The organism is Nonomuraea sp. CX421 (genome assembly GCF_059358955.1).
This window is the reverse complement of sequence record NZ_JCADBK010000003.1, coordinates 494,487-505,294: the sequence shown is the minus strand read 5'-3', so window position 1 is coordinate 505,294 and position 10,808 is coordinate 494,487. Positions and strand designations below refer to the sequence as shown.

Annotated in this window: 11 protein-coding genes and 1 tRNA gene; 8 read left to right on the top strand and 4 right to left on the bottom strand. The window is 70.2% G+C overall.

Translation table 11 applies throughout. From position 1 onward, the window contains the following. Window positions 1-5: 5 nt before the first annotated feature. Complete coding sequence (locus AC5L3X_RS08415; protein WP_189127355.1) at window positions 6-746, bottom strand: FHA domain-containing protein; 741 nt, start codon at window positions 744-746, stop codon at window positions 6-8. Between the two features lie 199 nt (window positions 747-945). On the opposite strand from AC5L3X_RS08415, the gene AC5L3X_RS08410 reads away from it, so the two are divergent. The 7 genes from AC5L3X_RS08410 to AC5L3X_RS08380 all read left to right on the top strand — a co-directional run bounded on the left by AC5L3X_RS08410 (window position 946) and on the right by AC5L3X_RS08380 (window position 6,095). Beyond that, window positions 946-1,028, top strand: a tRNA-Leu gene (locus tag AC5L3X_RS08410). Window positions 1,029-1,378: 350 nt separating this feature from the next. After that, the gene (locus AC5L3X_RS08405) at window positions 1,379-1,834 is read left to right on the top strand and encodes a hypothetical protein (protein WP_189127356.1); all 456 of its coding nucleotides are present in this window, start codon (window positions 1,379-1,381) and stop codon (window positions 1,832-1,834) included. Then, window positions 1,831-2,895, top strand: coding sequence for a peptidoglycan-binding protein (locus tag AC5L3X_RS08400; protein ID WP_494856153.1), 1,065 nt, complete (start codon window positions 1,831-1,833; stop codon window positions 2,893-2,895). The genes AC5L3X_RS08405 and AC5L3X_RS08400 overlap by 4 nt, the downstream gene beginning before the upstream one ends. Continuing rightward, on the top strand, window positions 2,892-3,620 hold the full coding sequence (locus AC5L3X_RS08395) for an ABC transporter ATP-binding protein (RefSeq protein ID WP_189127358.1): 729 nt from the start codon (window positions 2,892-2,894) through the stop codon (window positions 3,618-3,620). Before AC5L3X_RS08400 ends, AC5L3X_RS08395 begins: the two co-directional genes overlap by 4 nt. After that, a complete protein-coding gene (locus tag AC5L3X_RS08390; RefSeq protein ID WP_189127359.1) occupies window positions 3,620-4,816 on the top strand; it encodes an ABC transporter permease in 1,197 nt (398 codons plus the stop codon). The genes AC5L3X_RS08395 and AC5L3X_RS08390 overlap by 1 nt, the downstream gene beginning before the upstream one ends. 58 nt (window positions 4,817-4,874) lie before the next feature. Continuing rightward, entirely contained in the window at window positions 4,875-5,462 is a 588-nt protein-coding gene (locus tag AC5L3X_RS08385; protein ID WP_225264012.1) for an RNA polymerase sigma factor, read from the top strand. 3 nt (window positions 5,463-5,465) lie between these two features. Beyond that, the gene (locus AC5L3X_RS08380; RefSeq protein WP_494856150.1) at window positions 5,466-6,095 is read left to right on the top strand and encodes a hypothetical protein; all 630 of its coding nucleotides are present in this window, start codon (window positions 5,466-5,468) and stop codon (window positions 6,093-6,095) included. A 172-nt stretch (window positions 6,096-6,267) separates the two neighbouring features. On the opposite strand, the gene AC5L3X_RS08375 is transcribed toward AC5L3X_RS08380, so the two are convergent. Beyond that, window positions 6,268-7,284: a hemolysin family protein gene (locus AC5L3X_RS08375; protein WP_494856149.1), complete on the bottom strand. Its 1,017-nt coding sequence runs from the start codon at window positions 7,282-7,284 to the stop codon at window positions 6,268-6,270. Further along, window positions 7,281-8,627, bottom strand: coding sequence for a hemolysin family protein (locus AC5L3X_RS08370; RefSeq protein ID WP_494856147.1), 1,347 nt, complete (start codon window positions 8,625-8,627; stop codon window positions 7,281-7,283). The genes AC5L3X_RS08375 and AC5L3X_RS08370 overlap by 4 nt, the downstream gene beginning before the upstream one ends. 244 nt (window positions 8,628-8,871) lie before the next feature. On the opposite strand from AC5L3X_RS08370, the gene AC5L3X_RS08365 reads away from it, so the two are divergent. Then, on the top strand, window positions 8,872-10,104 hold the full coding sequence (locus tag AC5L3X_RS08365) for an LCP family protein (protein WP_225264014.1): 1,233 nt from the start codon (window positions 8,872-8,874) through the stop codon (window positions 10,102-10,104). Window positions 10,105-10,143: 39 nt separating this feature from the next. Here AC5L3X_RS08365 and AC5L3X_RS08360 read toward each other — a convergent pair whose 3' ends face one another. Then, window positions 10,144-10,791, bottom strand: coding sequence for a GOLPH3/VPS74 family protein (locus tag AC5L3X_RS08360; RefSeq protein WP_189127364.1), 648 nt, complete (start codon window positions 10,789-10,791; stop codon window positions 10,144-10,146). Window positions 10,792-10,808: the final 17 nt, after the last annotated feature.

Sequence of the window (10,808 nt, the reverse complement as noted above, 5' to 3'; positions counted from 1 at the left end):
TACCCTCAATCGCGCCGGAACACCAGTGTCGTACGCCCCAAAGTCACTCGCGTGCCGTTCTGGAGCTCGATCCTGCGTACCGGCTGGCCGTTGACGAATGTGCCGTTGGTCGACCCGAGATCGACCAGATGGACCTGCTGCCCCTCGACGCGCAGCTCCGCGTGATGACGTGAGACCCCAGGGTCTACCAGACGAAGATCGCAGTCGGTGCCCCGTCCGAGCAAGGTCACCGGAGTGGTGAGCTCGTAGGAGCGGTCGCCCTGAGGGTCGTCCTGGGTGGAGACGAGCAGCCGGGGCCGCCCGCCGAACGCGTTGGGCCTCGACGGGGGCAGATCGCTCGCCGGCTGGCGAATCTCGTCCTGCTCCACCGTCGCGCCGCGGATGACGCCTGACCTGATGCGGAACAGTCCCACAGCCAGGTCGGTGGCGGTCTCGAAACGGACCCGGACCGGTCCCACGAAGGAGTAGCCCTGCTCCTTGGCGTACTCCCTGGCAAGGTTGGCCAGCTCGTGGCTGATGCTGTCGGCGTAGACCTCAAGCCGTTCGCTGTCGGTCGTGGACAGCTCCACCACGAAGTCGTTGGGCACGAGCGTGCGACCCTGTGCGACGATCGCCGCACGCTCATCCATCTCCCGCTGAACCGCGCTGGCGACCTCGACCGGCTGAAGGTCAGATTTGAACGCCCGCGCAAAGGCCCCCTCAACCAAGCCTTCGAGCCTTCGCTCGAAGCGCTGAAGGACTCCCACCGGGTACCTCCCTTCCTCCGTGCATATGATCGCGGCCTACAGACGCTCTCACGCCTGGTGCCCGCTCGTCCCACCGTCGCGGTGATCCCGGCGCTCGTCGGCTGTCGCGCCCAGCTCCTCCGCTCCCGTGTCTTATGCGATCGTATCCGGGTTCAGTACCAGCGGCTGTTCCGTGCTACTGTTTCTCAGCACCCACTCAGGGCGGGTGGCGGAACGGCAGACGCGCACGGTTCAGGTCCGTGTGTCCGAAAGGACGTGAGGGTTCAAATCCCTCCTCGCCCACCTCGCGGTTCAGCCGAAGAATTCGGCAGACCCACACTGACGAAAGACAGCCCCGGTTCGCAAGAGCCGGGGCTTCTTCTTTTCCAAGAACCTGTGTACGGCTGACGCCCTCGTGCGGGAATGTAGGCCCGGCCGGTTGCAGTCCACTTTCGGATGGCTATCGGCCGGGCGGTGTGTTTTTGACCACATTCCTGGGGTTGAGACCGCTATTGCGCACCGACTTGCTCAGGCCGCCATCGCGCGTGTCGAGGGGTCCGGCGCCGAGAAAGGCGGGAACCCGGCGGAGGCAGCGGACAGGACATGGGGCGAAGGAGCGAAAGCCGCTCCCTGGCCGGAAATGAGCGCACCCCATGCGACGAGTCGCACTCCTGCTGACGGTTCCCCTGCTGGCGTTGACCACGGCCTGCGGCAGCGCCCAGCCCGCCGGCGGCGACGCCGTGGGGATCCCCACGACCTCGGCCGCGAACGACTCCTACCTCAAGTACGCCAAGTGTCTGCGCGAGCACGGCGTCAAGAGCTTCCCCGACGACCCCAAGCAGCTTCCCGCGGGCGGAACGCAGATTCCCGAGGAGGCGGGCAAGGCGTGCGAGAAGGAGATGCAGGGCGTGGCCAACACGATCGACGGAAAGGACCCGGCCTATCTCGACCGCATGACCCGGCTCGCGAAGTGCATGCGAGGACACGGCATCGACTTCCCCGATCCGGGCCCCGACGGCAAGATGCCCGGCCCCGATTTCAACGGCGGCGATCAGGCGACGTTCGACGCGGCGATGAAGGAATGCTCCGCCGAGGCCGGTGGCCAGTGAAGCGCTCCGTCGTGGCGACCGCCGTCGTGGCGGTTCTCGCCGCGGCAGCGGGGGCGGCGATGGCCTTCACCGGTGGGCGGGAGACGCCCGTGGCCCAGGCCGTGCCCGTGGCCACCGCCGAGGTCATACGAGGTGATCTCGTCGACACCGTGTCGGTGGAGGGCACCTTGACCTTCACCGGAGAACGCCGGATCAGGACCGGCGCCGCCGGCATGATCACCTGGGTGCCCCGGCCGGAGGCCACGATCAGGCAAGGCGGAGCCCTGTTCGCCGCCGACCGGCGCTGGACCGTGCTCATGCGCGGCGAGGTGCCGCTTTACCGCGCGCTCCGGCAGGGGGTCACCGATGGGCCGGACGTGTTGCAACTGGAAAGAGGCCTCAAGGCGCTCGGATACGGCGACGACATGACGGTCGACCGGCATTTCTCCTATGCGACGGCACAGGCCGTACGGGCCTGGCAGAAGGACCGGGGGTGGAAGAGGACCGGCGTGGTGGACGCCTCCCAGGTGGTGTTCCTGCCCGGCACGGTGCGGGTCACGAGGGTGACGGCCGCCGTCGGCGACCTCATGGGGCCGAACACGGAGGTGCTCACCGCGTCCAGTACGCGGCAGGTCGTGCGTCTCGACCTCGACGTCGACAGACAGGACCTCGTCCGCCAGGGTGCCCAGGTCTCGGCCGAGTTGCCGGGCGGCAAGACCGTCAAGGGAAAGGTGATCCGCGTCGGCCCCGTCGTACGGAAGGCGTCCGCCTCTCAGCAGGGCGAGGAGAGCACTGTGGACGTGGAGATCGCCTTGAGCGGCGGGAAGAAGGGCAGGGCATTCGACAAGGACCAGGCGCCGGTCACGGTGACGCTGGAGAGTGAGCGCCGCGAGGACGTCCTCAGCGTGCCGATCGAGGCTCTGCTGGCGCTACGCGACGGAGGGTTCGGCATCGAGGTGGTGGAGCCGGGCGAGGCCCGGCGGACCGTGGGCGTGCGGACCGGAGCCTATGGCGGCGGCCGTGTGGAGGTCTCGGCACCAGGGCTGCGGGCCGGGACGAAGGTCAGGGTGCCCGCGTCGTGAGAAGGGTCATCGAGGCACATGGCATCACCAAGCGCTACAACGGCTCCGTGGACGCCCTGCGCGGCGCGGACCTCATCGTCGAGGAAGGCGAGCTGGTGGCCATCGTCGGCCCGTCCGGCTCAGGCAAGTCCACGCTGCTGCAACTGATCGGTACCCTGGACCGGCCGACTTCGGGCACCGTGAGAATCGACGGCTTCTCTGTCGCCGAGCTGTCGGACCGGCAACTGTCCGGGCTGCGCTCCTCCCGCATCGGGTTCGTCTTCCAGCAGTTCCACCTGGCCGTCGGCACGTCGGCGCTGGACAACGTGGCGGACGGGCTGTTGTACTCCGGACGCCCGCTGCGTGAGCGCCGGACCCGGGCCGAAGAGGCGCTGCGGCGCGTGGGTCTGGGCCACCGGCTCGGCCACCATCCCCAGCAGATGTCCGGCGGAGAGCAGCAGCGCGTCGCCATCGCCCGCGCTGTGGTCGGCGACCCGCCGCTCCTGCTGGCCGACGAGCCGACCGGCAACCTCGACTCGTCCGCCGGGACCGAGGTGCTCAGCCTGCTGCGCGATCTGCACGCCGACGGCACGACGGTGGTCGTCATCACCCACGACCCGGAGATCGCCGCCTGGGCTCCGCGCCGGGTGCGCGTGCGTGACGGGCGCATCGTTTCCGATGACGGGCCGGGCGCCGGACATCGGCAGGTGGCGGCGCTGATCAAGAGCGGCCCGGGGGAGGCGTGATGAGCACGACTGTTCCCGCGCCGTCGCGGCTGCGCTTGCGCGATGTCCTCAGGGTCGGCGGCGCGGGGCTGCGGACCCGGCCAGGCCGCGTGTTCCTGTCGGCACTGGGCATCGCCATCGGCATCGCCACCATGATCGCAGTCATCGGCATCTCGGCCTCCGGACAGGAACAGCTCATGCGGCAACTCGATCGGCTCGGCACCGGCCTGCTACGCGTGGAGGCGGGCAGCACCTTCTCGGGCGAGGAGGCGCGACTGCCCGCCCGCGCGGTCGCGATGGTGCGTGAGGTGGAAGCGGTGCGCCATGCCGGGGCCACCGGGACCATCGCGGTGGCGATCCGGCGCACCGACCGGATCCCCAAGGAACTGACCGGCGGTATCACGGTGCAGGCCGCCACCTTCGACCTGTTGTCCACCCTCGACGGTCAGGTGCGGGTCGGCTCCTGGCTCAACGAGGCCACCGCACGCTATCCCGCGGTTGTGCTCGGCTCGGTGGCCGCGGAACGGCTCGGCGTCACCGGTACGGGGATGCGGGTCTGGATCGGCGACCGGTGGTTCACGGTGATCGGCATCCTCGGCCCGATGCCGCTGGCTCCCGAGATCGAACGCTCCGCGCTGATCGGGTTCGCCGCCGCCCAGAAGTACTTCCAGTTCGACGGGCACCCGACGACCATCTACGAACGGTCGGCGGAGGAGTCGGTGGAGGCCGTACGGGCCCTGCTGGCACGCACCGTGAACCCGGAGAACCCCGAACACGTCGCGGTCTCCCGGCCGTCGGACGCGCTCGCGGCCCGGGCGGCCGCCGCGGGCACGTTCACCGGCCTGCTCCTCGGCCTGGGTGCGGTCGCGCTCCTGGTCGGCGGTGTGGGGGTGGCCAACACCATGGTGATCTCGGTGCTCGAACGGCGGCGGGAGATCGGCCTGCGCCGCTCGCTCGGCGCCACGCGGGGCCAGATCCGCATGCAGTTCCTCACCGAATCCCTCATCTTGTCGGTGATCGGCGGAGGCGGCGGACTGGTCATCGGGGTGCTCGTCACCATGGCGTACGCGCTGATGCAGGGGTGGCCCGCGGTGGTGCCGCCCTGGGTGATCGGCGGCACCCTGGCCGCCACGCTCGCCGTCAGCCTGATCGCCGGCATTTACCCGGCGGTACGGGCCTCCCGTGTTCCCCCCAGCGTCGCTCTGGCGATGATCTGAACTCGTCCGGAAAATCTCGGAACCCCGAGCAGGCTGCGAACAGGTCTTGAGTATGGACATGGTGACACGAGCCCGGATCCGGGACGGGGACGCTGACGCGTTCGGACAGCTCTATGACGAGTTCGCCCGGACGGTGTACAACCACGCCTTCCGGCTGACGGGCGACTGGTCGACCGCCGAGGACGTGATGTCCCTGACCTTCTTGGAGACATGGCGGCTGCGTGGGCGCATCGACGCGGACGGCGGCAGCCTGCGGCCCTGGCTCCTGGGCATCGCCACCAACGTGGCGCGCAACACCAGGCGCGCGTCCCGGCGGTACGACAACGCCCTGGCCCGGATGCCGAGAAACGACCAAGTCGCCGACTTCGCCGAAGAGGTGGCGGGACGGCTGGACGACGCCGAGCGGGTGGCCGCGCTACGGCGGGCCTACGCCCAGCTGCGGCGTGCGGAGCAGGAGGTGATCTCGCTGGTCGTCGGCTCGGAGCTGAGTCACGCCGAAGCCGCCGAGGCGCTGGGCGTCTCGGTGGGCACGGTCAAATCCCGGCTGTCCCGCGCCCGGCGGAAGTTGGACAAGGCCACGGCGGAGCGAGAGCCGTCGCGGCCGGCACAGCAGGTGACCGTGACCCGGGTCATGAGGGAGGTCTGACATATGGACGCGAACGAGCGCGCCGAGTGGGGCGAGAACGTGCTACCCGAAGTGGATCCCGTGCTGTCGGAACGGCGGCGCCAGAAGCTCAAGGAGTTCGTCATGGCGGAGATCCATCACACCGTCCGCTCAGCCAGGCCCAGGCTTCGGCTGCCCCGCCCGGCGATCCTGATCCCGGTGATGACGGCGGCCGCCGCGCTGGTGGTCGCCGCCACCCAGATCATCGGTGGCACGCCCGCCTACGCCATCACCAAGCTGGGCGACGGCACGATCCACGTCACGTTCACCGAAGCCAGAGACCCCGAGGGCCTGCGAGAGGACCTGAGCCGCATGGGCGTGAACGCGGTCGTGGACTTCGTCCCGTCAGGCAAGCGGTGCAGCCCGCAACCGCGCAGTACGAGCCTGCTGTCCGCGCAGGAGGCTCCCTTGGCCGTTCCGCCCGCACCGCAGAGCCAGGTGGAGAACGGCTTCATCATTGACCCCCGCGTGGTCGGGCGCGGGCAGACAGCGGTGATCGAGCTCAACGTCTCCGACGACGATCGCATCGCCAGCATCTGGGCCCGTATCTCCAACGGCCCCGTGGCGGCATGCGAGCTGGTGGACAACGAGGAGGGCTCCGTCGGGCCGTCCTGACCGATATCACCGCCGGTGCCTCGCCGACCTCGTCCAGCCCACTTCTACCGCCTGCTCAGGCCCGGGTGCGGAATGTGGGCCCGGCCGGTGGCGGTCCTTTCGGATCGCCATCGGCCGGGTGGTGTGTTCTTGATATTCCTCGGGTCCAGCCCGCTATCGCGCGTCGACTTGGTCAGGCCGCCATCGCGCGCGTGTCGAGCAGCTCGCCGACCAGATCGGTGAGCGTCACCATGCCCACGACCGCGCCGGCCTGCCCGGTGACCAGAGCCAGATGCGCCCGTGCCTCCTGGAGCGCTGTGACGGCCTCTGGCACCTGCGTGGCGCCTTCCAGACCGGGCACGGGCCGGACGAGCTCGCCGGCCGTACGGTCGGGCTGGAGCAGCGCGTCGCGGACGTGCAGGACCCCCTGGACGTCGCCGGGGGACCCGACGAGCAGCCGCAGGTGGCCGCTGTCCCGGGCGGCCTCCCTGATGCGGGTCGCGTCGGCCGACGCGGGGACCATGACGGCCCGGTCGATCGGCACCATCAGCCGCTCGATGCCCTCGGCCTGCAGCCGCAGCGCCCGGGTGAGCAGGTCGTGCTCCTCCCGGTCGAGCAGGCCCATCCGGCCCGACTCGCCGACCAGCATGGCCAGCTGCCGCGGGGTCCTGGTGGTGGCCAGCTCGTCACGCGGCTGGACGCCGAAGACCCGCAGTATCAGGTTGGTCAGGCCGTTCAGCGTGGACAGCAGCGGGCTCATGACCCACACGAAGGCGCGGAAGGGCAGCGTCAGGATCATGGCCGCCTGCTCGGGATGGGTCAGGGCCCACGACTTGGGCGCCATCTCGCCGATCACCATGTGCAGGAACGTCACCAGCGCCAGCGCGATGGTCAGCGAGATCGGCACCTGCAGCGGCTCCGGCACGCCGATCGCGCCGAAGACCGGCTCCAGGAAGTGCTCGATCGCGGGCTCGGTGACGAAGCCGAGGCCCAGCGTGCAGAGCGTGATGCCGAGCTGCGCGCCGGCCAGCATGAGCGACAGCCGCCGGCCGCCGCCCACCGCGGACTTCGCGGCGAACCTGACCAGGCGGTTGCCGCCGCTCGCCATCTCCTCCAGGCGGTGGCGCCGGGAGGAGACGAAGGCGAACTCGGCGGCCACGAACACCGCGTTGAAGAGCAGCAGCGCGATGCTGAGCAGAATCAGCGTCATCGGGTGACCTCCGCGTGTCGCACCGGGGCCAGCCGCACCCAGTCGGGCACCCGTCGGTTGAGGGAGAGCACGGTCAGCTCGGCCAGGTGCTCGTCGTCGTTCTCGACGAACGGGTCGGTCTCGGGCGTGGTGCGCACGATCACCGTGTCACCCGCGTCGGGCAGCCGGCCGAGCTTGGCCAGCACCAGCCCGGCGAGCGTGTCGTAGTCGTCGCTCTCGGGCAGCGCGATGCCGGTGGCCCGCTCGACCTCGTCCAGCCGGAGGCGGCCGGGCACGTCCCAGACGCCGTCGGGCCGCTCGACCGCGCCGGCCGGCTCGGGATCGTTCTCGTCGACGAGCTCGCCGACCAGCTCCTCGGCCAGGTCCTCGATGGTGATGACGCCGGCCAGGCCGCCGTACTCGTCGATGACGCAGACGATGTCGTCCTTGGCCGCGCGCATCTGCTCGAGCACCGCGGGCAGCGGCAGCGAGTCGGGCACCATGGGGGAGGACCGGGTGACGTCACTGATCCGGCCCTCCTCCAGGCCGGACGCCAGCAACTCGCGGACGCCGGTCACGCCCACGACGTCGCCGTCGTCGCGGAGCACGGGGTAGCGGGAGTGGCCGCACTCGCGCATGGCGTCGATGAGCTCGGAGATCGACTGGGAGTCGCGCAGCGCCACGACGCGGGGGCGGGGCACCATGATCTCCTCGGCGATGCGGTCGCCGAACTCCAGCGCCCGCTCCAGCAGCTCCGACAGCCGCGGGGGCAGCTCGCCCGCCTGGGTGGACTCGGCGATGATCCGCGAGAGCTCCTCGGGGGTCGCGCCGTGCTCCACCTCCTCGACGGGGTCGATGCCGACGCGCCTGAGCAGGCCGGTGGCCGCCGAGTCGAACAGGCGGATCACGGGGCCGACGACGGCGAGGTACACCAGGGTCGAGGAGGCCAGGAACTTGGCGACGGGCTCCGGCCGGGCGATGCCGAGGTTCTTGGGCGCCAGCTCGCCCAGGACCATCTGCACCACGGTCGCGACGAAGACGCCGATGGTCACCGACAGTCCGGCGATGACGCCCTCGGACAGCCCGGCGTCGACCAGCCAGGGCCGTACCAGGGTGGCGATGGCGGGCTCGGCCAGGAAACCGACGATCAGCGCGGTGACCGTGATGCCCAGCTGCGCGCCGGAGAGCATGAACGAGAGGCGGGAGGTGACCTGAAGGGCCTTGGCCGCGGCCTTGTCGCCGGCGGCGGCCTGCTCACGCAGGACGGCCCGGTCGGCGGCCACGTAGGCGAACTCCTGGGCGACGAAGTAGCCGGTCGCGGCGGTGAGAAGAAAGAGGGCAAGCAAGCCCAGATAAGCGCTCACCGCAGTGAGCTCTCAGGGGAACCCGTGCTCGTGCACGGGCGACTACTCCATGGGTCCGAGGCGGACACGATCATCCTTTCGCTAGAAGTCGTCCACAAACGTAACGACTGGGAACGCGTCTATGTTTCCGGAGTGGCCAAGTGCAAGCTGTGCGTACTTTTCCGTGGGAAAACCTTGATGACGGGTCTTCACTGGACGATGGATCGACGTAGCGTCTATGGCAACAGAGGGGAAGAAGAGCGAAGTGTCTGAGGACGAGCGGACGCGGGCCATGCGCTCGCCTGGTGACGGCCGCCCGCTGCCCCCCCGGCAGGACGGCGGCCTGCGGTCCGGCGGTGCGCCCGCGCACCAGCGCCCGTCCGCGCCGCCCGGGGGCTCCCCCATGGGGCCGCCCGCCGGCGACCCTCCTCGGTCCGGCGGGCGCGTGTACGGCAGGCAACGCTCGGGCGGTGGCGGCCCGGTGAAGCCGTTGCGGCGTTCCGAGGAGCAGGCTCCCTCCGGCCCCCGGCCACCGCGACGACGGCCGTCCGGTCGCGTGATCCTGAGGATCGTCGCCGTCCTGGTGGCACTGCTGCTGGTCACGGCCGTCGGCCTGTTCTTCTGGATCGACTCACGGCTGGGCGGCATCGACAACGCGCTCGACGACTACGAGGGCCGCGTCGCCGACACCCCGGGCACCAACTGGCTGCTCGTCGGCTCCGACAGCCGCAAGGGCCTGTCGGCCGCCCAGCGCCGCAAGCTCGCCACGGGCCGTGCGGCTGGCCAGCGCACCGACTCGATGATGCTGCTGCACATCTCCGACGCCGGCGACAAGCCGACACTGGTCAGCCTGCCGCGCGACTCGGCGGTCACCGTCCCGGGCAAGGGCCGGCACAAGCTCAACGCCGCCTACGCCATCGGCGGGCCGAGTCTGCTGGTCAAGACCGTCGAGACCGTCACGGGCGTACGGGTCGACCACTACATGGAGATCGGCTTCGCCGGCTTCGTGGACATCGTCGACGCGGTCGGCGGGGTCGAGATCGACGTCCGCGCCGCCGTCGACGACCCCAAGGCGGGGCTCAAACTGAAGAAGGGCAAGCAGGTCCTGACCGGTGACCAGGCCCTGGGCTACGTACGCACCCGCAAGGGCGGTGCGCTGCCCGACTTCGAGCGCACCAAGCGCCAGCGACAGTTCCTGTCGGCCGTGGTGAAGAAGGCGGCCAGCCCCGGTGTCCTGATCAACCCCTTCACCTCCATCCCGCTGGCCATGAGCGCCACCGAGGCGGTTCTGGTCGACGAGGGCACAGGGGCGTTCGACATGCTCTCGCTGGGCCTGGCCATGGGCGACAGCCCGGTGACCACGGTGGTGCCGTTCGGCGGCAACGAGAGCGTCGACGGCGGCACGGCGGTCAAGTGGGACCGCGAGAAGGCACTCGGTCTCTTCAACGCGCTGGCCGAGGACAAGCCGGTGCCGAAGGAGATCATCGACGCGGGCTGAGGCCCGGCGTGGGCTGTCGCCACACCGCCCGATCAACCGTTAGCTGATCGTGGCGGTGACGGCCGCGGTGGTCGCGGCGATCATGATGACCGAGTTGATCGCCGCGATGGTCGTGGCCACGGCGTCGCCCGCCCACGCGCCTTCGGCGATCTCCTTGACGCGCTCCTTGTCGGCTCCGGGGAACGCCTTGCGGTCGAGCTTGGAGGCGTGCATCACGGCGACGAGCACGGCGGTGCGGGCGTCGGGGTCGGCGCCGCCGAGTGCGCCGGCCACGCGCTCCCTGACGTCGGCCTCGACCGAGCCGTCGGCCTCCGGCCAGCGCGTGGTCGGGAAGACGCCGAGCACCTTCCCCCGCTCCTCGGCCAGCACGCCCGCCTCTGCGAGCCTGGTCAGCAGGCGCTTGCGCAGCGTGGCGGAATAGAGCTTCTGGACCCACCAGGCGGGCTTGCGCTCCTTGTTCTCGGCCGCGATCCGGGCCAGCGCCGCGTCGAGCTCCTCGTCGCCGAGGGGCGTGGGGTCCAGGACCGACACCTTGGCGTCCGACAGGCTGATCCGCTCGTTGACGGCCAGCTCGGCGAGGATGGCGCCGCCGAGCGCGGCGTCGAGCTGCGTGGCGCTGATGAGCTGCTTGCCCTCATCCTCGCTGTAGGCGAGGAGCAGCAGTTCCTCCGCGATCGTGACTTTCATGCCTTTGACACTAACGT